Source organism: Arthrobacter sp. 8AJ (genome assembly GCF_902506025.1).
Classification (GTDB): Bacteria; Actinomycetota; Actinomycetes; order Actinomycetales; family Micrococcaceae; genus Arthrobacter.
In genome coordinates this window covers 1,634,005-1,654,678 of sequence record NZ_LR733289.1, presented here as the reverse complement: position 1 = coordinate 1,654,678, position 20,674 = coordinate 1,634,005, and the positions used below count along the sequence as shown (strand labels likewise).

General features: G+C 66.8%; 21 protein-coding genes and 1 riboswitch. Of the genes, 15 read left to right on the top strand and 6 right to left on the bottom strand.

Going from position 1 to position 20,674, the window contains the following annotated elements; translation table 11 throughout:
* Positions 1 to 15 precede the first annotated feature (15 nt).
* From BACI349Y_RS07685 to BACI349Y_RS20520, 3 genes are all read left to right on the top strand, one after another.
* Complete coding sequence (locus BACI349Y_RS07685; RefSeq protein ID WP_159631614.1) at positions 16 to 855, top strand: DUF4097 family beta strand repeat-containing protein; 840 nt, start codon at positions 16 to 18, stop codon at positions 853 to 855.
* The gene (locus tag BACI349Y_RS07680) at positions 855 to 1,469 is read left to right on the top strand and encodes a PadR family transcriptional regulator (RefSeq protein ID WP_159631613.1); all 615 of its coding nucleotides are present in this window, start codon (positions 855 to 857) and stop codon (positions 1,467 to 1,469) included. Before BACI349Y_RS07685 ends, BACI349Y_RS07680 begins: the two co-directional genes overlap by 1 nt.
* Before the next feature lie 117 nt (positions 1,470 to 1,586).
* Positions 1,587 to 1,661 (top strand): 50S ribosomal protein bL37, encoded by a 75-nt coding sequence (locus tag BACI349Y_RS20520; RefSeq protein WP_369299106.1) that lies wholly within the window; start codon positions 1,587 to 1,589, stop codon positions 1,659 to 1,661.
* 124 nt (positions 1,662 to 1,785) lie between these two features.
* Here the strand turns inward: BACI349Y_RS20520 and rsrA are convergent, their stop codons facing one another.
* Both rsrA and BACI349Y_RS07670 read right to left on the bottom strand, forming a co-directional pair.
* Entirely contained in the window at positions 1,786 to 2,046 is a 261-nt protein-coding gene (gene rsrA / locus BACI349Y_RS07675; RefSeq protein WP_056334975.1) for a mycothiol system anti-sigma-R factor, read from the bottom strand.
* The gene (locus BACI349Y_RS07670) at positions 2,043 to 2,855 is read right to left on the bottom strand and encodes a sigma-70 family RNA polymerase sigma factor (protein WP_159635361.1); all 813 of its coding nucleotides are present in this window, start codon (positions 2,853 to 2,855) and stop codon (positions 2,043 to 2,045) included. Before BACI349Y_RS07670 ends, rsrA begins: the two co-directional genes overlap by 4 nt.
* A 236-nt stretch (positions 2,856 to 3,091) precedes the next feature.
* On the opposite strand from BACI349Y_RS07670, the gene BACI349Y_RS07665 reads away from it, so the two are divergent.
* The 8 genes from BACI349Y_RS07665 (at position 3,092) to BACI349Y_RS07630 (ending at position 10,767) form a co-directional block, all read left to right on the top strand.
* Complete coding sequence (locus tag BACI349Y_RS07665) at positions 3,092 to 3,640, top strand: DoxX family protein (protein WP_159631612.1); 549 nt, start codon at positions 3,092 to 3,094, stop codon at positions 3,638 to 3,640.
* A 6-nt stretch (positions 3,641 to 3,646) separates the two neighbouring features.
* Entirely contained in the window at positions 3,647 to 5,035 is a 1,389-nt protein-coding gene (aroA, locus tag BACI349Y_RS07660) for a 3-phosphoshikimate 1-carboxyvinyltransferase (RefSeq protein ID WP_159631611.1), read from the top strand.
* Positions 5,019 to 6,134 (top strand): ribosome small subunit-dependent GTPase A, encoded by a 1,116-nt coding sequence (gene rsgA / locus BACI349Y_RS07655; protein ID WP_159631610.1) that lies wholly within the window; start codon positions 5,019 to 5,021, stop codon positions 6,132 to 6,134. Before aroA ends, rsgA begins: the two co-directional genes overlap by 17 nt.
* A 44-nt stretch (positions 6,135 to 6,178) precedes the next feature.
* Positions 6,179 to 6,991, top strand: a complete 813-nt coding sequence (hisN, locus tag BACI349Y_RS07650; RefSeq protein ID WP_159631609.1) for a histidinol-phosphatase — start codon at positions 6,179 to 6,181, stop codon at positions 6,989 to 6,991.
* A 153-nt stretch (positions 6,992 to 7,144) separates the two neighbouring features.
* Positions 7,145 to 7,258: riboswitch (SAM riboswitch) on the top strand.
* Positions 7,259 to 7,294: 36 nt separating this feature from the next.
* The gene (locus BACI349Y_RS07645) at positions 7,295 to 8,713 is read left to right on the top strand and encodes an aminotransferase class V-fold PLP-dependent enzyme (RefSeq protein WP_159631608.1); all 1,419 of its coding nucleotides are present in this window, start codon (positions 7,295 to 7,297) and stop codon (positions 8,711 to 8,713) included.
* Positions 8,714 to 8,798: 85 nt separating this feature from the next.
* Complete coding sequence (locus BACI349Y_RS07640) at positions 8,799 to 9,557, top strand: class I SAM-dependent methyltransferase (protein WP_159631607.1); 759 nt, start codon at positions 8,799 to 8,801, stop codon at positions 9,555 to 9,557.
* A 73-nt stretch (positions 9,558 to 9,630) separates the two neighbouring features.
* The gene (locus tag BACI349Y_RS07635; RefSeq protein WP_159631606.1) at positions 9,631 to 10,341 is read left to right on the top strand and encodes a metal-dependent transcriptional regulator; all 711 of its coding nucleotides are present in this window, start codon (positions 9,631 to 9,633) and stop codon (positions 10,339 to 10,341) included.
* A gap of 48 nt (positions 10,342 to 10,389) precedes the next feature.
* Positions 10,390 to 10,767 carry a hypothetical protein gene (locus BACI349Y_RS07630; RefSeq protein ID WP_159631605.1) on the top strand — a complete coding sequence of 126 codons (378 nt, stop codon included), beginning with the start codon at positions 10,390 to 10,392 and terminating at the stop codon, positions 10,765 to 10,767.
* Positions 10,768 to 10,825: 58 nt separating this feature from the next.
* Here BACI349Y_RS07630 and BACI349Y_RS07625 read toward each other — a convergent pair whose 3' ends face one another.
* Entirely contained in the window at positions 10,826 to 11,809 is a 984-nt protein-coding gene (locus BACI349Y_RS07625; protein WP_159631604.1) for a S1C family serine protease, read from the bottom strand.
* 216 nt (positions 11,810 to 12,025) lie between these two features.
* Between BACI349Y_RS07625 and BACI349Y_RS07620 the strand changes: the two genes are divergently transcribed.
* Positions 12,026 to 13,135 (top strand): acyltransferase family protein, encoded by a 1,110-nt coding sequence (locus tag BACI349Y_RS07620; RefSeq protein ID WP_159631603.1) that lies wholly within the window; start codon positions 12,026 to 12,028, stop codon positions 13,133 to 13,135.
* Positions 13,136 to 13,145: 10 nt separating this feature from the next.
* Entirely contained in the window at positions 13,146 to 13,610 is a 465-nt protein-coding gene (locus tag BACI349Y_RS07615; RefSeq protein ID WP_159631602.1) for a pyridoxamine 5'-phosphate oxidase family protein, read from the top strand.
* 55 nt (positions 13,611 to 13,665) lie between these two features.
* On the opposite strand, the gene BACI349Y_RS07610 is transcribed toward BACI349Y_RS07615, so the two are convergent.
* Positions 13,666 to 14,721, bottom strand: a complete 1,056-nt coding sequence (locus BACI349Y_RS07610; RefSeq protein ID WP_159631601.1) for a zinc-dependent alcohol dehydrogenase family protein — start codon at positions 14,719 to 14,721, stop codon at positions 13,666 to 13,668.
* A 187-nt stretch (positions 14,722 to 14,908) separates the two neighbouring features.
* Here BACI349Y_RS07610 and BACI349Y_RS07605 point away from each other — a divergent pair, with 187 nt between their 5' ends.
* Positions 14,909 to 15,379: a pyridoxamine 5'-phosphate oxidase family protein gene (locus BACI349Y_RS07605; RefSeq protein ID WP_159631600.1), complete on the top strand. Its 471-nt coding sequence runs from the start codon at positions 14,909 to 14,911 to the stop codon at positions 15,377 to 15,379.
* A gap of 48 nt (positions 15,380 to 15,427) precedes the next feature.
* The gene (locus BACI349Y_RS07600; protein ID WP_159631599.1) at positions 15,428 to 16,468 is read left to right on the top strand and encodes a zinc-dependent alcohol dehydrogenase family protein; all 1,041 of its coding nucleotides are present in this window, start codon (positions 15,428 to 15,430) and stop codon (positions 16,466 to 16,468) included.
* Here BACI349Y_RS07600 and BACI349Y_RS07595 read toward each other — a convergent pair.
* Entirely contained in the window at positions 16,438 to 17,463 is a 1,026-nt protein-coding gene (locus BACI349Y_RS07595; RefSeq protein WP_159631598.1) for an ATP-dependent 6-phosphofructokinase, read from the bottom strand. The genes BACI349Y_RS07600 and BACI349Y_RS07595 overlap by 31 nt on opposite strands.
* Positions 17,460 to 20,645 (bottom strand): HAD-IA family hydrolase, encoded by a 3,186-nt coding sequence (locus BACI349Y_RS07590; protein WP_159631597.1) that lies wholly within the window; start codon positions 20,643 to 20,645, stop codon positions 17,460 to 17,462. Before BACI349Y_RS07590 ends, BACI349Y_RS07595 begins: the two co-directional genes overlap by 4 nt.
* Between the last annotated feature and the right edge of the window lie 29 nt (positions 20,646 to 20,674).

Here is a 20,674-nt window from a genome sequence, read left to right as displayed (position 1 = left end):
CCTTTGGAGGGGACCATGGCCGGAGAAAACTGGACAGTCGCCAGCCCGCAGACCATCGACGTGGACGCCGTGACGTCCGTGAAACTCGGCATGGTCGGGGGCAGGTTTGAGATCATCGAGCACGACGCACCCGCAGTTCGCCTGGAATTCTCCGAGGTCCACGGCGACCCCGTGGCGGTGTCCCTGAACGGCGGCAGGCTGGAAGTCCGGCATCAACTGCACGGTGCGCAGGGCTGGTTCAAAAACCTCATGGAGACCGTCAACCACACCAGCGACAACTCCGCCGTCATCACCGTCGCCGTTCCCCGCGGAGTGGAGGTGGAAGCCGGAACCGTGAGGGGGGACGGAACCGTCTCAGGTATTGCCGCCCATGTCCGGCTCAACACCGTGGCGGGTTCCGTCACTGCGGACAGCACCTCCGGCGAACTGCAGGTCAACACGGTCAGCGGCAGCGTGGCCGTCAGGAACCACCGGGGTGTCCTTACCGCCAAAAGCATCTCCGGCGAAGTCACTGCGTCCGGCCACTTCAGCCATGTACGCACCAACACCGTCAGCGGACACCTCAGCTTCGAGCTGCTCGATTACACGGAGGATTTTGGCTCCAACTCCGTCTCGGGAGACCTCACCATCCGCCTGCCCGCTGACGTGGGCGTCGACATCGTCGCCAAGTCCGCCGGCGGGGCGGTCATCCTGGACGGCCACCAGTGCCTCCTTACGAACGGCAAGGTGGAGACGATTGCCGGGCCCGATGGGCAGCTGATGCTTGTCCGGACCAACTCGGTGTCCGGCAAAACCTCCATCTCGCACGCACCGGCACCTGCGCCCGTCGACTCCCTTGGGGAAGCTGAACGCTGATGCCTCCCGTCTTCGCACACGGTGCGTTGCGCCTCTATCTCCTCTCCCTGCTCGAAAGCGGCCCCAAGCACGGCTACGAGCTCATCAAGGCGCTCAAGGACCGGTTCGGCGGGACTTATTCACCGAGTGCGGGAACCGTCTACCCCAGGCTGGGCAAGCTCGAAGAGGACGGACTGGTGTCCACCGAGCCGGCGGGACGGCGCACCAACTACCGCATCACAGCCGCCGGCCTTGCTGAACTGAACCGGCGCCGCGAGGACCTGGCGGGCGTTGAGACTGACATCGCAGCCTCGGTGCAACGGCTTTCCGGAACCCTCAGGGAGGACATCCGCAGCAGCATGCGGGGGTTCCGGAGCGACCTTGCGGCAGCGGCGGAGGCAGCCCGTGCCGCGGCTGCCTCGGCCACCACTCCGCCGGGAAGCGGCCAGCCGCAGGCGCGCAGGGGGCAGCCGCTCAGGGAGGCAGAACTGCTGCTGCAGGATTTCCGCGACGAACTCCGCGCGGACCTGCGGCGCCAGGCCATGCACCGGCCCATCAGCCCCGTGACGCTGGAGACGGTCAGGACGGCCCTGGACGACGCCCGTGCGGCCATCCGCGGCACCCTCCAGCCCTAGCACCCCGCCACGCAGACCTGCCGCAGGTCATCCGCCGTTTCCCGGTTCGCGGGGCGCCAGATCATGTGGGAGACTTGAGGGCAGCTCTTTTGAGTACCAACAGTAAGGAGGCCAGCTATGAGCAAGCGTGCACGCAAGCGTCGTGACCGTAAGCGTGGCGGCGCGAACCACGGGAAGCGCCCCAACACCTAGGCAAATGCCAGGGACTACGGTTCAAGTGAAGGACCCCGCAAGCCACTCAGCTTACGGGGTCCTTTGCTGTCTTACGGGGTCCTTTGCTGTCTTCGGCCCTGATGGGCGTTACCGCGTCCGGTACCTACGCCTCCACGGGACGGATCGCGTGGATCCGGTCCAGGATGGCGTTCTTGAGGTTGTCCGGTGCGGACTCGGTGCAGGACCGCTTGACCATGTTGCGGATGACGCATTCGAGGTCATACTGCTCCGTGCATTCGGGGCAGTCATCAAGGTGGTTCTTGATTTCCGTAATATCCTCGCGGGTCAGTGCCCCGTCAAGGTACTCGTAGATGCGTTGCATCCGGGTATCGTCGCAGTCGCCCAATCCCTGGCAGTCGCTCATTTCCTGTTCTCCTGTGCTTTGCTTCCTGCCGCATCCGACGCATCCGCGGCCGTTTTGAATCCCCGCTCGGCGGCGTATTCCGCGAGCATGTCCCGCAACATTCGCCGGCCGCGGTGGAGCCGGGACATCACGGTGCCGATGGGCGTGTTCATGATGTCTGAAATTTCCTTGTAGGCGAAGCCCTCCACGTCCGCGAAGTAGACCGCCAGGCGGAACTCTTCCGGAATGTCCTGCAGCGCCCTTTTGACGTCGGAATCCGGAAGGTGGTCCAGGGCTTCAGCCTCGGCCGAACGCAGTCCGCTTGACGTGTGTGATTCCGCCCGGGCCAGCTGCCAGTCCTCGATGCTGTCCGAGTTGGACTGCAGGGGCTCACGCTGCCGCTTGCGGTACAGGTTGATGTACGTGTTGGTCAGGATCCGGTAGAGCCACGCCTTAAGGTTGGTGCCCGGCTTGTACTGGTGGAAAGCCGAGAAAGCCTTGGTGTAGGCCTCCTGGACCAGGTCCTCCGCGTCCGACGGGTTCCGGGCCATACGCATCGCCGCTGAGTACAGCTGGTCGACATACTGCATGGCGTCCCGCTCAAAACGAAGGCGGCGTTGTTCCACGCTTTCCGTGGCAACGTCCACGGTGCTGTCTTCAGCGTCCGCGTCAACGGCCGGCGGACCGGCATCCGCCGGCCCTGCGGCCAGGGGTGACGTTCCTTCCCTGCCGTTCGCTTCGCCGGGAGAAGCCTCATACATGGCCGCGACGGCCGGATCCAGGGTGCTCATTGCCTTCAAGTCTACTGTCAGCCGCCCTGCCGGGGGCATGCCGTACCCGGGCGGCTCGGTGGCCAGCTTGTCCACTGCCACCGGTCCCGCCTGTCTGGTCCCGTCCAACACCTTCCGCAAGGCCCAACTCCGCTCTGTATCGGGTGATTGATCGCCGGGCCCATCCTTCAGACCCGACAGCCATAACCGTCTCCCGCGGGCAAATATTCCCCAAAAGTGCAAGACTAGGACCGACTCCGCCGCTCGCCGCGGTCCGTCCATCCAGGAGGAAATCCATGTCCTTTGTCCGCACGCTCGCCAGGCCCATGCTCGCCTCCAGTTTCGTTCTTGCCGGACTGGACAAGCTCAAGAACTCCGACGACACTGCACAGCAGCTCTCACCCCTGCTGCGCAAGGCTGCGGCCTCGCTTCCCTTCCAGACGAACGAGAAGACCCTGGCCCGCGTCATCGGCGGAACCCAGGTGGGAGCCGGCGTCCTGTTCGGCCTTGGCAAGTTCTCCCGGCTCTCGGCCGGCCTGCTCACCGTGGTTTCCCTCCTGAACACCTTCGTTGAGTGGCGCAGCGCGGACATCAGCAGCAAGGAAGGGCGCGAAGGCCGCAGGAACCAGCTGCTCAAGAACCTCTCCCTCAGTGGCGGCGCCCTGCTCGCCTCCGTGGACACTGCAGGCAAGCCCGGCCTCGCCTGGCGCGCCGAACACCTGGCCGCCGACGCCCGCCGGAACGCTTCGCACCTGGCCGCCGACGCCCGCCGGACCACCACGAAGAAGCTGAACAAGGCGGACAAGGCCGTACGCCGCGCCGTCGAGCACGCCGCGGGAGCCTAAGCACGAATGACCGCAGCAGCTGCCACCCGGGACACCTCCGGAACACCCGTCCAGCACTGGGCCGCACCTTTCGCGTCCCGGCCCGTCAACGCCACCGTGTCCGTCCCCGGATCGAAGTCCCTGACCAACAGGTACCTGGTCCTCGCGGCCCTCGCGGACGGCCCGTCCCGGCTCCGGGCACCCCTGCACTCCAGGGACTCCGCACTCATGATCGAAGCGCTCAGGCAACTCGGCGCCACGATCACCGAAGTGCCGGGGGACGGTTCCTTTGGGCCCGACCTGGAGGTTGTTCCGCTGGCGGCGGCAGCCGCGCCGTCCGCCACCAGGATCGACTGCGGGCTGGCCGGCACCGTCATGCGGTTCGTCCCGCCGCTCGCAGCGCTCCGCAACGGCGCCAGTGTGTTCGACGGCGATCCGCATGCCCGGAAGCGTCCCATGGGGACCATCATCGAAGCCCTCAAAGCCCTGGGCGTGGCTGTTTCCGCCGAAGACGGCACCGCGCCGTCGTCGCTCCCGTTCGTGGTGGAGAGCACCGGCGCCGTCCGGGGCGGCCACCTGGTTATCGATGCCAGCGCCTCCTCGCAGTTCGTCTCCGCCCTCCTGCTGGTGGGAGCAAGGTTCGACGAGGGCCTGCACCTTGAGCATGTCGGAAAGCCTGTGCCGAGCCTGGACCACATCAACATGACGGTGGCCGTCCTGCGCGGCGCCGGCGTGTCAGTGGACGATTCCGTCCCCAACCATTGGGTGGTGGCACCGGGACCCATCCGCGCCTTCGACCAAAGGATTGAACAGGACCTCTCCAACGCCGGGCCCTTCCTGGCGGCGGCCCTGGCCTCACGGGGTACGGTCCGCATCCCCAACTGGCCCTTGGAAACGCAGCAGGTGGGCGACCTCTGGCGCGGCATCCTGGCCCGGATGGGAGCCACCGTCACCCTGGCTGACGGCGTCCTGACCGTCACCGGCGGCCCGGAGATCAAGGGCGGTGACTTCGCTGACACCAGTGAGCTGGCTCCTACGGTCGCGGCCCTGTGCGCCCTTGCCATGGGGCCTTCCCGGCTCAGCGGGATCGCACACCTCAGGGGACATGAGACCGACCGGCTGGCGGCCCTGGTCGCGGAAATCAACCGGCTCGGCGGCGACGCCGAGGAAACCAGCGACGGCCTGGTCATCCGGCCCGCCCGGCTGCACGCCGGCGTCGTCCACAGCTACGCCGACCACCGCATGGCCACTGCCGGGGCAATCCTGGGCCTCGCGGTGGACGGCGTCCAGGTGGAGGACATCGCCACCACAGCCAAGACCATGCCCGACTTTCCGCAGCTGTGGGCAAACATGCTGGCCCAGGATGCCGCCGGGGCGCCGGGGCCGGAAGGGCGCGGCAGTGGCGCGGAGCACTGACTCCTGGGACGAATCAGACGTCCGGATCCGCCCCAGCAAGAAAGGCTCCCGGCCCCGCACCAAGGACCGGCCCAGCCATGACGATGCCGTCACCGGACGGATCATCACGGTGGACCGCGGCCGGTACACGGCAGTGGTGGGCGAAGACTCGGGCAACGAACGCGTTGTCATCGCGGCGCGGGCCCGCGAACTCCGCCGCTCGCCCGTGGTTGCCGGCGACTTCGTCTCACTCGTGGGGGACGTGTCCGGGGCACCGGACACGCTTGCCCGCCTGGTGAAAATCCAGGACCGCCACACCCTCCTGCGCCGCAGCGCCGACGACACCGACCCCGTCGAGCGCGCCGTGGTGGCCAACGCCGACCAACTGGTGATTGTGGTGGCGGCCGCCAACCCGGAACCACGCACCGGGTTCATCGACCGCGCCCTGGTGGCTGCCTATGACGCCGGGATCGAGCCGATCCTGCTGGTCACCAAGGCCGACGTGAAAGACCCCGCGGAGCTGCTGTCCAACTACACCCACCTGGACTTCCCTGTGATCATCAGCCGGACCGCCGATGCACAGGCCTCCGGGATCGATGCACGGTCGGACGACGGCCTCTCCGCCCGGCTGGACAGCGCGGCGGTGGCCGACCTCCGCGCCCATCTCGACGGCAAGGTCACCGTGATGCTGGGGCACTCCGGCGTGGGCAAGTCCACCATGGTGAATGCGCTGACCGGCGCCGAGCGGGCCACGGGCGGAGTGAACGCGGTCACGGGGCGCGGCCGCCACACGTCGTCGTCGGCCCTGGCCCTGCGCCTGGCGGACGCGCCGGCCGGCAGCTGGATCATTGACACCCCCGGTATCCGTTCCTTCGGACTGGCACACGTGGACCCGGACCGGATCCTGCGCTCCTTCCCCGACCTGTCCCCCGGCATCGAAAACTGTGAACGCGGGTGCAAGCACACTGCAAACGCGGTGAACTGCGGCCTCGACGACTGGGTGGCAGGCGGACACGCAGGTCCCACCGGCCCGGCACGCCTGGCATCGCTCCGGCGGCTGCTCGGCACGGACCCGCGCATGGACGCACAGGAAACCAAAGAGCTCGGCAGCGTCAACTGACGCGTTCTCCCGGCAGAAGCGTCCACAGACGGTAGTTTGTAACCATGATCCAACCCGCTTCGAGCTACAACGATGACCTGCGCCTGGCCCATGTCCTGGCCGACTCCGTGGATGACCAGACCATGAGCCGCTTCAAGGCCCTGGACCTCCACGTTGAGACCAAGCCGGACCTGACGCCCGTCACCGACGCCGACAAGGCAGCGGAGGAAGCCATCCGCGGCCAGCTCTCCCGCTCCCGGCCCCGCGATGCCGTCCTGGGTGAGGAGTTCGGCAGCACCGGGCACGGTTCACGGCGCTGGATCATCGATCCCATTGACGGGACCAAGAACTTTGTCCGGGGCGTCCCGGTCTGGGCCACGCTGATCGCCCTGGTGGATGAAGGCGAGCCTGTGGTGGGCGTGGTCAGCGCCCCGGCCCTCGGCAAGCGCTGGTGGGCGGCAAAGGGCATGGGCGCGTACATGGGCCGGTCCCTGGCAGCCGCCACCCGGCTGCGCGTCTCCGATGTGTCCAGCCTCTCCGACGCCTCCCTCTCCTACTCCAGCCTGAGCGGCTGGAAGGAACGGGGCAACCTCGACGAGTTCCTCGGGCTGACCGAGGACGTCTGGCGGACCCGGGCCTACGGCGATTTCTGGTCGTACTGCATGGTGGCAGAGGGCTCGGTGGACATCGCCTGCGAACCGGAGCTCAACCTCTACGACATGGCTGCGCTGGTGCCGATCGTGGTTGAGGCGGGCGGCCGGTTCACCTCCCTCGAAGGCGAGGACGGACCGTTCGGGGGGAACGCGCTGGCCACCAACTCGATCCTGCACTCAGAGGTGCTGCACCGCCTCAACCCGTACCTGGATGACCTGTTGTAACTGCCACGGTTTGGCCCCCTCAAACGAATATTGCGACACCGGACACCTCCAGACGGGGGTGTCCGGCGTCGCTTATTCGATATTGCGTAACAAAGCCCTTAACAATTGCCGCGGCTTCAATCCTGGCCGCCCCATGTCCTACGCTTTTATGCAGGTCACGAGTGCCAGCGCAAAACCCCGGTTTGCTGGCCGGCAACCCTCCATTCGCGGCGGGGTGCCCCGGGTGACGACCAGGCCGGTCCGGAGTGGATGCGGCAAGCGCGGATTCCCTGTGCCGGAGTCCTGTATTCAAGTGAGGTCTCTGTGACAACTGCCACCGTCTCCCCCCAGCCCGCCATTGCCGAATCCGGCGCTCCCGGCGATCGCCACGCCGTTGCCGGCCGTCCCCTGGCTGCCGTCACCGGCGCCGAAATCCAGGCACCGCTGATTTCCGGCGGCCACATCCGGTACGCGAACCTTGACTACGGCGCATCCGCTCCGGCGCTCTCCGTGGTCTCCGCCTACCTGAACGAGATCCTGCCCTACTACGCCAGCGTCCACCGCGGGGCCGGCTACGCGTCCCAGATCAGCACGTCCGTTTACGAGAACGCCCGCAGCATTGTCCGGGACTTCGTGGGCGGCCGGCCGGATGATTCGGTCATTTTCACCCGCAACACCACCGATTCGCTGAACCTCCTGGCCGGCTGCCTGCCTGCCACCGACGGCCGGCATGACGGCGAGGTCCTTTACCTGGACATCGAACACCATGCCAACCTCCTGCCGTGGCAGGGCGTCCCGCACCGCAGCATCGTTGCCGCGGACACCATCACCGGCACCCTGGACGCCGTCCGGACCGAGCTGGAGCAGGGCGGCGTCAGCCTGCTGGCCGTCACCGGCGCCTCCAACGTCACCGGCGAGATTCTTCCCATCCGGGCCCTGGCCGCGCTGGCCCACCAGCACGGCGCCCGGATCGTGGTGGACGCGGCCCAGCTCGCGCCGCACCGCAGGGTGGACATCAGCGCGGACGACGTCGACTACCTCGCCTTTTCCGGCCACAAGCTGTACGCACCGTTCGGTGCGGGTGTCCTGGTGGGACGTCCCGACTGGCTGGACACCGGCGTCCCGCACCTCGCCGGCGGCGGGGCGGTCAAGGAAGCACGGCTCGACGGCGTCAGCTGGGCCACGGGCCCGGCCCGCCACGAGGGGGGCTCGCCGAATGTCCTCGGCGCCGCCACCCTGGCCCGCGCCACCCAGGTCATCGCCGAACTCGACCAGGACCGGTGGCACGCCCACGAATCCGCCATCCGTTCCTTCCTGGTGGAGGGCCTGCAGGACATCGACGGCGTCACCGTCCACCAGATCTTCAAGGACACCAACCCGGAAACAGACACCATCGGCGTGGTCAACTTCTCGGTCGAGGGCTACGACGCAGGGCTGGTGGCCGCCTACCTTTCCGCAGAGCACGGGGTGGGCCTGCGCGACGGCCGCTTCTGCGCCCATCCCCTGCTGAAGCGCCTGGGCCTGCCGTCCGGCTCCCTCCGGGCAAGTTTCGGCGTGGGTTCGCGGCTGGAAGACGCCAAACGCCTCCTCACCGGCATCCGGACGCTGCGCAGCAACGGACTGGGATGGGACTACGTGGTGGATGCGGGCCGCTGGGTGCCCGCCAATGATTTCCGCACCTACCCGCACTGGGCGCCCAATACCCCCGGGACGGCCGGCGCAGCCCCCTGCCTGGACGACTAGGCGGCGGGGCGGCGGCTGCCTGCTGATGCCGGGCATGCGGTAAAATCAAAGGACATCCGCAGGCAGCACCAGAAGGAGGCCACGCGTGGTTCGGGGTGGCCCCAGGCTTGATCACGGCCGGCGCACGGAGCTCGGGCAGAGCTTCCAGGACGGCGGCCGCCACTACCAGCGTGTCCGTCCCGGCTATCCTGCGGAATCTGCACGGTGGCTGGTACCGGCCGGAGCCCATGACGCCCTGGACGTCGGCGCGGGTACGGGAAAGTTCACCGCGTTGCTGCTGACCATGGGACTGGACGTCACCGCCGTCGACCCCTCTGCGGACATGCTCGCCCAGCTGAAGGCCCACTGCCCCGCCGCCACGGCTGCGCCGGGGACTGCCGAGGCGACAGGCCTTCCCGACGCTGCCTTCGACGTCGCGACCGTTGCCCAGGCGTGGCACTGGTGCGACCCCCTGCTGGCAAGCACCGAGCTGGCGCGCGTCTTGCGCCCGCACGGAACACTTGGCCTGGTCTGGAACCAGCTGGACACCTCCGTCCCCTGGGTGCACCGGCTCTCCCGGATCATGCACGCCGGCGATGTGTACCGGCCCGGCCACAAGCCCGTCGTCGGGCCCGAATTCCACGGACTCGAAGGTCACGTCACCCACTGGCAGGACAGGGTGACCACCGGGGACTTGATGGAGCTCACCAAGTCGCGCAGCTACTACCTTCGGGCCGGTGAGGCGACGCGGGCAAAAGTTCTGGCCAACCTGGACTGGTACCTGCACGAGCACCTGGCCCATGCCCCCGGCCAGGAACTTGACCTTCCCTACCTCACCCTGGCCTGGCGCGCCACCAAGGCATGACGCACGCGGTCTGCGGCGGGGTGGCCGAAGCGGCGCACGCTGCCGCACCGGCCAAACCGGTAGGCTTGGGCATGTGAAGACCAGCGCGCCCTCCTCCTCGATCGAGGACTACGTCAAGGTCATCTACTCATTCACCGAATGGCAGGACAAGCCCATCACGTCCTCCCAGCTGGCACAGCGGCTGGGAGTGGCAAATTCCTCGGTCTCGGAAATGGTCCGGAAGCTGAAGGACCAGGGCCTGGTGGACCACAAGCCCTACAGCGCCGTCACGCTGACCGAGGCCGGCCTGCGCCTGGCCCTGTCCATGGTCCGGCGCCACCGGCTCATCGAGACCTACCTCGTCCAGCGGCTCGGCTACAGCTGGGACGAGGTCCACGATGAAGCTGAACAGCTGGAGCATGCAGTGTCGGATACGTTCATCGAACGCGTTGCCGCCAAGCTCGGGGACCCTAAGCGGGACCCGCACGGCGACCCCATCCCCACCGCGGACGGCCAGGTCCTGATGCCGCGCGCCCACCTGCTCGCCGCGCTGGACCAGGGACACAGCGGCAAGATCACCAGGATCAGTGATGACAACCCCGAGCTCCTGCGGTACCTCGCCGCCCAGGACATCGACCTCGACGCCGAAGTCGAGGTGATGGGACGGCGGCCGTTTGGCGGCGCGCTGATGGTCCGGATCGCCGGTTCGGGCGGCACCCGCGACTACGACCTTGCTGACGAAATCGCCTCAGCGTTGTGGGTCTCCAGCGACACCCCGCACCCTGGCTGCGTCCTCGGCGGTTAAGCGGGCTGTCCTCTGCCGATTTGGCCGGCTCCCGTATGGTGGAAGGTGATGATCAGCAGACGCGACGCAGCAATAACCCTTGATGTTCCCCTTGAGATGGCACAGCGCCACGGCCTGCCGAAATGGATGTCGGAGGACGAGCTCCGCGGCATCATGGACAATCCCCCGCCCTGGCTGGTGCAGTCACGGGCCAACCGCACCGGCAAACGGCCCGTCTGGGTACACCTGGAATGCGCCGTCTGCGGGTACGAGGAAGCCGCCCGGCCCAAGAAGTGGTGGCCGGACTTCACCTACGTGGTGTGCGGGCACCACGCCCCTTCGGACGTTCCCGCCGTGCGCCCCGGCTGCGTCCGCAGCGAGTACGACGGCGTGGGGACGCGTTTCGTGGGCATCGCTGACGTGGAAGCGCCTCCGGTCAGCCAGTAGTCTTTCGTACTTCGCCTTCCGGACGTGCCCGCCCACGGTGCCGGGCCGCCGTCGACCCTTATCCAGCGCCGTTGGCCGTCATTTCCTCCGGAACAGCCGTCAGGTGAAGCTCGGCGCCGTCCCGCAGCACGGCCAGGTCGAGGGGGCGGCCGATGGCATCGGCGAACAGCAGGCGCTGCAGGCTCTCGGCGTTGCTGACGGGACGGCCGCGGGCTGTGACGATGACGTCCCCTGCCAACAGGCCTGCCTTGCCTGCGGGCGAACCGGGCAGAACCTCAACGACGCGGAGACCTTCGCGCAGTCCGGTGCGGATCACGGCGCTGGATCCGAGCTGCATCGGGGTGCTCACCAGGCCCAGGTACGCGCGGCGCACCCTCCCGTCTGACAGCAGAGCGGAGATGATCCTGCGTGTGGTGGCGTTGATCGGGATCGCCAGCCCCAATCCGGCTCCGGCCACGGCAGTGTTGATGCCCACGATCCTGGCGTGGGTGTCCGCCAGCGCACCGCCGGAGTTTCCGGGGTTCAGGGCCGCGTCTGTCTGGATGACGTCCTCGATGACCCGCCGGTTACCGCCCGACCAAACCGGAATGGCCCTGCCCAGGCCGCTGACCACCCCCGCGGTCACCGAACCGGCCAGTCCCAGCGGGTTTCCCACTGCGACCACCAGTTGGCCCACCCGGAGCGATTCCGCCGCGCCGAACTCTGCAGGCCGGATTCCGGGCCGCGAACCTTTCACCACGGCAAGGTCTGACAACGGGTCCGCGCCCACCAGTTCCAGCTCCATCCTGCTGCCGTCGCCAAAGACCGCGAAGCCTTGCCGGGTGCCGGCCACCACGTGGGAGTTTGTGAGCAGGTAGCCGTCCTCGGTGAAGAGGACCGCGGAGCCCGCGCCCACCCTGACCCGTCCGTTGCGGCGCTGCGCCGTCATTTCAATGGCTGCGACGTGGGGCGTGACTGCTGCCGCGACGCGCATCACCGTCTGCGAGTAGGAGTCCAGGACGTCGCCTGTATCCGCTGGCATGGGTTCCTGCGCCTGTTCCATGGCGCACCTCCGGATTCAGTTCCGCTCTCGGCGGTCGGGTGCCCTCAGGGGCCTTACGGAAGTCAACGATGCAGGGCACGAATCCAGTCCCGCGCCGGCTACGCCTTCGGTGAACGGTGCCGGGGCAGCGCTGCACTTTGCGAGGGGGTACCCTCGACGCCCTCAATATTCCATCAAGTAGAGAAATACCGCTTTCGTCGCTGTTAGCTTGGGGCAATGTCACGGGGGAACCACGGACCAGCCGTTGCGGAGCAGCCGGCAAAGGTCCGCGTCGAATGGATTGATGCGGCACGGGGCCTGTGCGTCGTCGCGGTGGTGCTCTTCCACGTTGGGTCGTGGCACTTCCTCCGCTTCGAGCACGAGGCCAGCGTTGCGTTCACCTTCTGGGACATGGTGGCAACCGGACTTGGCTCGGTCCGCATGCCGCTGCTCCTTGCCGTCTCCGGAATCCTTGCCGCCTCCAAGGTCCGCAACGGGTTCGGGAACGGCAGGGCGTGGAAGTACAGCCTGAACAACTACTACCTGTACGCCGTATGGCTGCTTCTCTATGCACTGCTCAGCATCGTCCTGGCGGGTTCGCCGCGGCCGCAGCGGGTTGTCTCTGCCGGCGATTTCTTCCTGCAGCTCATCGCCCCGGACACTCCCCTCTGGTTCATTTACGCCCTGGCCGTCTACGTCCCGCTGCTGGCCCTCTGCAGGAAACTCCCGTCGTCGGTGGTCCTGGCCGCTCTTGCAGCCCTGAGCATCATCACCGCCGTACTGGTAGACAGCACCGCCGGCCAGTGGGGCAAAGTCCCGGAGCTTGCGGTCTTCTTCGCCGCCGGTGTCTACGGAAAGAACATCTTCCTAAACATCGCGGGCGCCCGCAGGCTGCGCTGTCTCGCTGTGTCACTCCCGGCCTTCGTTGCCCTGATGGCGCTGCCGGAGATCCACCCCGGACTCGATCAGGCCGTCTTCATAGTTCAGGGATTGGCCGCTGTCATTGCACTGGTAGCGGTGATCAGTGCGGTCACCAGGTACCGGCCCATTGCGGTGGCAGGGTCGTGGATTGGGCGGCGCACGCTTGGCATCTACCTCCTGCACACGCCCATCATGGATGTCCTTGTCCTGGCTTTCCACGGCCCTTTGTCGCCGGTTGGGCCGTCCATTTCGAAGTCATTGCCCATCACGCTGATCTACCCGCTTGCCTTGACCGCGGCCGTCATCGCCGCCTGCGTGGGGGTCCAATCCCTCTTCAGGAGATGCGGGTTGACGTTCCTGTTCCAACGTCCGGGCGCCATGCCGGGTCCTGTGCCCACCCGTGCGCGGCTGCTGTCCAGGCTCTAGGATCGGTAGCATGACTGATTCGCCTGCCGGGTCCCGGACCGAACTGTTGAATCCTGACGAATGCTGGCGGTATCTTCGGTCCTCCTACATCGGCCGGCTGGCAGTCATCAACGGTGACGTGCCCGAGATCTTTCCGGTGAACTTTTCCGTTTCCGGGGAAACGCTGGTGTTCCGCACGGCACCGGGCACCAAGCTGCGAGCCCTGCTCAGTGGCGCAGTTGCAGCCCTGGAAGTGGACGGGCTCAATCCGTACGCCACGGAGGTCTGGAGCGTGGTGGCCAAAGGCAGGCCGGAACCCTTCGATGAGGAACGGATGGCGTTACCGAACGCCGATGCCGACCGGGAACCGTGGGAGCCGGGTATCAAGGACCATCTGGTGGCCATTACCCCCACGGACATCACCGGGCGGCGTTTTGCCGTGCGGTCGCGCACGCGGTGGTGGCCGCCGGTCGACTTCTCCGCGGACTGGCTCTAGGTCCCGGCAGCCCCTCCGCAGTTCCCGTCAGGCCTGTGCAGTTCCTGCCAAGACGTCACGATGTGAGGATCACCTTGAGCGCCTTGGTCTCGGCAGCCCGGGAGAACGTGTCGTAGGCGTCGAGGAACTGGTCGAAGCCGAAGTGGTGCGTGGCGAATTTCTCCGCCTTGATCTTCCCCTGCGCCACGAGCCTGAGCAGCATGGGCGTGGTGTTGGTATTCACCAGGCCCATGCTGATGTTGATGTTCTGGATCCATAGATTCTCCAGATGCAGTTCCACTGGTTTTCCATGCACCCCCACGTTGGCCACAGACCCGCCGGGCCGCACTATCCCGGTGCACATGGAAAAGGTTGCGGGCACGCCCACGGCCTCGATGGCGACGTCGACGCCGCGCCCTCCGGTCAGGGCCATGACCTGGTCCTTCCAGTCAGCGCTGCCCGAGAGGACAGTGTCCGTGGCGCCGAACTCCGTGGCCTTGTGGAGGCGGTTGGCGTCCAGGTCGATGGCTACGACGGTGGCCGCCCCATAGAGCCCGGCGGTGGTGATCGCCGCCAGTCCCACGGGCCCGGCACCGACCACCGCCACAGTGTCGCCTGGCTTCACCCGACCGTACTGGACGCCGATTTCAAACCCGGTGGGAAGAATATCGGACAGCATCACCGCCTGCTCGTCGGTGACGCCCCCGGGCAGCAGGTGCAGCGAGTTTTCGGCGTAGGGGACCCGGACATACTCCGCCTGGGTCCCGTCGATCAGGTGGCCGAAAATCCAGCCGGTGCCTTCCTGGCCCTCGGCTCCCAGGCAGTGCGAATAAAGTCCCGTCCTGCAGTTCGCACAGTGGCCGCAGGATTTGATGCAGGAGATGATGACGCGGTCGTTCACCTTCAGTCCGGTGACGGACGGACCGGTTTCCACAACGGTTCCCACGCCCTCATGGCCCAGGATGCGCCCCTGTTCGACGGCGGGAACGTCACCTTTGAGGATGTGCAGATCCGTGCCGCAGATGGTGGTGGTGTCGACTTTGACAATGGCGTCACCAGGTTGCTGGATTCTGGGGTCCGGGACGTCGGTCCAGGACTTCTCCCCGGGTCCGCCGTAGACGAGGGCTTTCATGGGATTCTCCTTAGGCTGAAGGCCTGCCCTGTGGCATGCCGGGCGGCTTGCGCGGACTGTGCAGCCCCAGCAGGCATCCCACAGCGTCCCACCGGGCCGGGCGGGTCCCAAGTGCCATAGGTCCTTCCTTTTTCGCCGGGCCTTTATGCCCTTTCCGGACGCCGGAGAGTTGCCTACGCTGTGGCCTATGACTGACAACACGAACGTACCTGTCCCGGAAATCCTCGATGCGGAAGAGTGCTGGACCCTCCTCGGCCAAACCGGGGTGGGGCGGCTGGCCGTGATCGCCGACGGCCATCCCGACGTCTTTCCCGTCAACTACAAGGTGGACGGCCAAACGCTGGTCTTCCGGACCGGTGCCGGCACCAAGCAGCAGGCCATCGAGTCGGACGCCACCGTGGCGCTGGAAGCAGATGCTGTCAGCGCACAGTTCGGCCTTGCGTGGAGCGTCGTGGTCAAGGGCAAGGCCGTTGACACAGTGCCGACGGGACCTGACCTTGATAACATCCGGCGGGCCCTGTTTCCTTGGCAGGGCGTGGGGCAGGAGCATTTCATCCGCATCACGCCGGAGTCGGTAACGGGACGGCGCTTCACCATGAACGCCCCACTTTTGTGGCAGAGCCCCCTGGACGACGCGACCCGGGCCGGCTTCGAGTAAGCGGGCCGCGACGAGGCACGGGCCTGCAGGCTCCGGGCAGGAGAAACAGTGCGCGCATGGTGGGTTAATGAGCCCGGCGCCATATCCACCCATCCACTGGTACAGGGGATCCGCGCCGCGCCCCGGCCAGCAGCCGGTGAAATCCTGGTGGAAGTGAGCGTCTGCGGCGTTTGCCGCACCGACCTCCACCTCGCCGAGGGAGACCTGCCTCCGCGGCACCCGCAGGTGGTGCCCGGGCACGAAGCAGTCGGCGTCGTCATTGAAACGGGGCCGGACTGCTCCCGCTTCAGGCCCGGTGACAGGGTCGGGGTAGCATGGCTGGGCGGTGTCTGCGGCCGCTGCGACTACTGCCGCCGCGGCGACGAGAATCTGTGCGTAGCACCGGTGTTCACCGGATGGGACCGGGACGGCGGCTATGCCGAGCAGATGACCGTCTCAGAGGACTTTGCCTACCCGGTACCTCCGGTCTTCACCGACGAACAGGCCGCGCCGCTGCTCTGCTCCGGGATCATCGGATACCGGGCCCTGAAGCGCGCCGCCCTGCCCGTTGGCGGGCGCCTGGGCATCTACGGCTTCGGCAGCTCTGCGCACATCACGGCCCAGCTTGCGCTTAAGCAGGGCGCCTCCGTGTTCGTGATGACGCGTTCCGAAAATGCCCGGGCGCTCGCACTGGAGTTGGGTGCTGAGTATGCGGGAGACGCTTACGACAGCCCGCCGGTACCGCTCGATGCTGCCATTCTCTTCGCCCCGGTGGGCGGCCTGGTCCCGGTCGCGCTGCGTGCCCTGGACCGTGGCGGGACCCTGGCCATCGCCGGGATCCACCTGAGCGGCATCCCTTCCCTGGATTACGGCAGGGAACTCTTCTTCGAACGCCAGGTGCGCAGCGTGACAGCCAATACCCGGGCCGACGGGCGTGAGTTCCTGGCCCTCGCGGCGCGGCTTTCCCTGGCCATCACCACTACGGCCTACCCTTTCGATGCTGCGGACAGGGCTTTGGAAGACCTGGCAGCCGACAGGATTACGGGATCCGCCGTCCTGCGGATCCGGCCGGGGGACAGTCAGCCGAACAGGACAGCGGCCTCCTGGTAGCGCGCCTCCGGCACCACCTTCAGTGCCCCCAGCGCTTCCTCGAGGCCAACGTTGACGATGTCGGTGCCCCGGAGCGACACCATGGTGCCCCACCTTCCTGCCGCAGCGGACTCGACTGCGGCCAGGCCAAGCCGGGTGGCCAGGACACGGTCGAAGGCTGTTGGTTCGCCACCGCGCTGGATGTGGCCCAGGACCATGGCCCGGGTTTCGATGCCTGTTCTCATCTGCAGTTCCCCCTCCAGCAGCAGTCCGATGCCTCCCAGGCGCGGCCGTCCGAAGGTATCCAGGCCACGGGGAGCGTAGGGGGCCGGGTGGCCCTCGGGCGCGAAGGCCTCGGCCACGACGACAAGGGGCGCCCTGCCACGGTCACGGGCGGAAAGTACCCACGAGCAAATTTGGTCCAGGGACACGGGATGCTCAGGCATCAGGATGGCGTGTGCGCCGGAAGCCATTCCCGAATGAAGTGCTATCCAGCCAGCGTTGCGGCCCATGACTTCGGCAACCATGCACCGGTGATGGGATTCGCCTGTAGTCCGCAAGCGGTCGATGGCCTCGGTGGCAGTCTGGACCGCCGTATCAAAGCCGAACGTGTAGTCCGTGGCGCCGAGGTCATTGTCGATGGTCTTGGGCACCCCCACCACATTGATGCCCTGTCCGCACAGCTCGCGGGCTGCCGCCAAGGTGCCCTCTCCCCCGATGGCAATCAGTCCGTCGAGGCCGTTGCGCTGGACGCAGGCGCGGACGCCGTCGATCCCCTTCTCCACCAGCGGATTGGTCCTGGACGTGCCCAGGATGGTTCCGCCCAGGCGCGAAATACCCCGGACGCTCGTCCGGGGTAACGGAACAACGTCCTGTTCCAGGACACCACGCCACCCATCCCGGAATCCCAGGAATTCGTACCCATGCGCAACATCACCGCCCAGCACGGCTCCCCGGATAACCGCGTTGACTCCCGGGCAGTCACCCCCGCTGGTGAGGATCCCCAGCCTCTTCATGACGCCGCCACCCCCGGATCCTTTACAGGTATGGGGAACTGCCGGGTCTGGCCGGGTGGAAGGACCACATCATTGCCGGACACGTGCACAGTGATGGGGCCGGCGTCACCGGGTGCGGAAGCGATGCTCATGTGCCCGTCCTTAAGGTTGACCCGGAGGCGGTGGCCCCGGTACAGGACCTCAAAGGCTACCGCACGGAGCCCCGTCGGCAGGTTGGGAGCGAACAGGATGGTGTCGCCGCTGAACCGCAGCCCCGCAAAGCTGCGCTGGACCACGTCGATGGTTCCGGCCATCGCACCTAAATGGATACCCGTGCGGGTGGTGCCGTGCTGGGTGTCGTCGAGGTCGGCGTCGAGCGCTTCCCGGAAGCTGTCCCATGCCCGGTCCGCATCCAGGCCTGCCAGGACAGAGGCGTGTGCCACCCGGCTCAGCGTGGACCCGTGGGCCGTCCGGGCCAGGTAGTACTCGATGGTCCGGTTGAGTTGTTCCTGCGTAAAGCCGTAGTGCAGCCGCTGGAGGATGGCGATCAACCCTTCATGGCCCAGGAGGTACGGGAGCATCAGGACATCCGCCTGCTTTGCCAGTTTGTAGCCGTTGGTTGCGTCGTCTTCAGCTTCGAGGATCAGGTCCAGCCGTTCAATGTCGCCGTACCGGTCCCGGTAGTGTTCCCAGTCGAGTTCCTGCAAGTTCCCGTAGCCTTCGAACTGGCTGATCACGCCGTCACTGTGAAAGGGCACGTACATGGCGGTTCCCATGTGCGCCCACCCGGCTGTTTCCTCCTCGCTGACTCCAAGGCGTTCCATGAGTCCGGCACGCTCGCTGCCGTGCAGGAAGGACATGATGCCTGCTGCCTGCGAGCAGACCCAGGCCGCCATGACATTGGTGTACGCATTGTCATCCAGCCCGGGTTTGTCGCGGCCGGGATAGCCCGTATGGTACTCGTCCGGACCCACCACGTCCCGCAGATGGTACCTGCCGCCGTGGTCGTCGTAGACCGCCAGGGAGTGGAAGAACCGGGCAACCTCGATGACCAGCTCAGCCCCCTTCTGGAGGAGCCAGATCTTGTTTCCCGTGGCCTGGAAGTACTGCCAGGCATTGAAGGCCACGGCCAGGCCGGAGTGGACCTGCAGGTGCGAGTGGTCCCGCACCCACCTGCCGGACCTGTCGTTGTACAGCCATTTTGGGGTTTCTTCGGTCCCGTCACTTCCGCTTTGCCACGGGAACTTCGCGCCTGCGAGTCCCTCCGTGGCAGCCGCGTGCCGGGCCGCCGGAAGCCGGCGCCACCGGTAATCGAGCACTGAGCGGGCAATATCGGGAGTCCTTGAGGTGAGTACCGGGAGGACGAACAGCTCATCCCAGAAGACATGGCCTCGGTAGCCCTCGCCGTGCAGGCTGCGGGCGGTAACGCCGGCGTCCAGTTCAGCCGTGTGGTGTGTCAATGTCTGCAGGAGATGGAAGATGTGCAGGTTGAGGACCAGCCGCACCTGGACCGGCGCGTCAATCTCCACCAGGAACGGACGGAGCTCGCGCCGCCATGCCTCCTCGTGCGCCGCCAGCAATGCCTCGAAGTTTCCGCCGGTACGCTCAAGGACCGCACGGGCCCCCGTTTCCGGCGAGGCGATGGCCCGGTCGCGGGACGTCACCACCGCCACCGTCTTGGTGATCTGGACCGGGATACCGGCCTCGAGGGAGAGCCGCAGGGTCCGGAAGTGGAAAGCCCCTTTCCTGCCCACCTCGGTTCCGGCCGCCCCAGGAGAAACATGGGTCCGGTAGGCTGCGGCGATGCGGATCAGGCTTTGGGTGGTTTCAACTTCGACGACGGAGGCGGCGTCCGGGGGCAGGTCCTGGTCCGGGCACGGCGGGGCTGTCCTGTCTGCCAGGTGGACATCGGATCCTTGGGCGCGTTCGGGCAGGTTGGCATTGCGGACACCGGCATTGATTCCGCTGCGGACCTCAACTGCTCCGCTCCAGCCCAGTGCCGTAATAACCGTTTGAAGGGCCAGCAGGTGGGGTTCGGCCATGGACGCAATGCGGGTCTGTACCACTTCCAGGCGCCGCCGGTCCGGACCCTCCAGTAACAGCCTTCGCTCCAGCACCGCCCTCTTGAGGTCCAGGACCCTCCGTTCGCGCACCACGGCCATGCCGCCTTCCGACCACCATTGCCGGCCGGGCAGGCGAAGATCAAGGGGAAGGCAGTCGGGTGCGTTGACCATGTGTTCTTCCAGCAGCATCTCGTCGGCGGACTTTGCCCTGACACGGTTGTAGACGCCGGCGAGATACATTCCTGCGTAGCTGAACGGACCACCCTCCGGCGCCGCCCCACGGACGCCCATGTAACCGTTGCCAAGGGTGGTCAGGGCTTCCCGGTGTCCCTCGTGGGCGGCGTCGAAACCTTCGAACACGAGGTGCCAGGCATTGCCGATGACCTGGCCCAGGTCCAGCTCTCCCACGTCGTTGAGGACTGTTCCGGCGCCCGCGGCTTCGAGCTGCCTGCGGTTGCCGGTGCGGTCGATCCCCACCACGAGGCCAAAACCGCCCCGCCGCCCTGCCTCAACGCCTGCAGCGGAGTCCTCAATCACCACGGCATGCGATGGAGCGACTCCCAGCCTGGCTGCCGCCTCAAGGAAAGCGTCAGGTGCCGGCTTTCCCTGCAGCCCAAGACGTGCCGCCGCCGCTCCGTCCAACACCACGGTGAAGAAGCCCTGTATGCCCGCTGCCGCCAGAACCGACGCGGCGTTCCGGCTTGACGTGACGACGGCCGTTGGCACCTCCGCGCGTGCGAGCCGTTGCAGCAGTTGCAGCGTTCCGGGGTAGCTTTGGACGCCATCCCGCTGGAGGTGTTCCAGGAACAGGGCGTTCTTCCACCGGCCCAGGCCGAATCCGGTCCAGGTTCCGGCCTCATCTGCCTCCTGGCCTATTTCAAGATGCACTCCCCTGCTTGCCAGGAACCGCACCACGCCTTCCTCGCGGGGCATGCCATCGATGAAGGTGAGGTAGTCCGACCTGCTGAGCGGGGCACGGTTGGTACCGGATGGAATCCTCGGGTCCTGCAGGATCCGGTCGAAGGCGTCCTTCCATGCGGCATGGTGGACCAGGGCCGTGTTGGTGACCACCCCGTCCAAGTCGAAAATGACGGCGTCGAACGGAGGCTTGGCAGCGGCGGCGGTGGGGGACGCGATCATAGGTCAGTGCTACCAGCAAGGAGTCGTTC

Bases quoted from the DNA above. Each gene is read 5' to 3' on its own strand.
- BACI349Y_RS07685 (WP_159631614.1), top strand. From the start codon at position 16: ATGGCCGGAGAAAACTGGACAGTCGCCAGCCCGCAGACCATCGACGTG.
- BACI349Y_RS07680 (WP_159631613.1), top strand. From the start codon at position 855: ATGCCTCCCGTCTTCGCACACGGTGCGTTGCGCCTCTATCTCCTCTCC.
- rsrA (WP_056334975.1), bottom strand. From the start codon at position 2,046: ATGAGCGACTGCCAGGGATTGGGCGACTGCGACGATACCCGGATGCAA.
- BACI349Y_RS07670 (WP_159635361.1), bottom strand. From the start codon at position 2,855: ATGCCCCCGGCAGGGCGGCTGACAGTAGACTTGAAGGCAATGAGCACC.
- BACI349Y_RS07665 (WP_159631612.1), top strand. From the start codon at position 3,092: ATGTCCTTTGTCCGCACGCTCGCCAGGCCCATGCTCGCCTCCAGTTTC.
- aroA (WP_159631611.1), top strand. From the start codon at position 3,647: ATGACCGCAGCAGCTGCCACCCGGGACACCTCCGGAACACCCGTCCAG.
- hisN (WP_159631609.1), top strand. From the start codon at position 6,179: ATGATCCAACCCGCTTCGAGCTACAACGATGACCTGCGCCTGGCCCAT.
- BACI349Y_RS07630 (WP_159631605.1), top strand. From the start codon at position 10,390: ATGATCAGCAGACGCGACGCAGCAATAACCCTTGATGTTCCCCTTGAG.
- BACI349Y_RS07625 (WP_159631604.1), bottom strand. From the start codon at position 11,809: ATGGAACAGGCGCAGGAACCCATGCCAGCGGATACAGGCGACGTCCTG.
- BACI349Y_RS07620 (WP_159631603.1), top strand. From the start codon at position 12,026: ATGTCACGGGGGAACCACGGACCAGCCGTTGCGGAGCAGCCGGCAAAG.
- BACI349Y_RS07615 (WP_159631602.1), top strand. From the start codon at position 13,146: ATGACTGATTCGCCTGCCGGGTCCCGGACCGAACTGTTGAATCCTGAC.
- BACI349Y_RS07610 (WP_159631601.1), bottom strand. From the start codon at position 14,721: ATGAAAGCCCTCGTCTACGGCGGACCCGGGGAGAAGTCCTGGACCGAC.
- BACI349Y_RS07605 (WP_159631600.1), top strand. From the start codon at position 14,909: ATGACTGACAACACGAACGTACCTGTCCCGGAAATCCTCGATGCGGAA.
- BACI349Y_RS07595 (WP_159631598.1), bottom strand. From the start codon at position 17,463: ATGAAGAGGCTGGGGATCCTCACCAGCGGGGGTGACTGCCCGGGAGTC.
- BACI349Y_RS07590 (WP_159631597.1), bottom strand. From the start codon at position 20,645: ATGATCGCGTCCCCCACCGCCGCCGCTGCCAAGCCTCCGTTCGACGCC.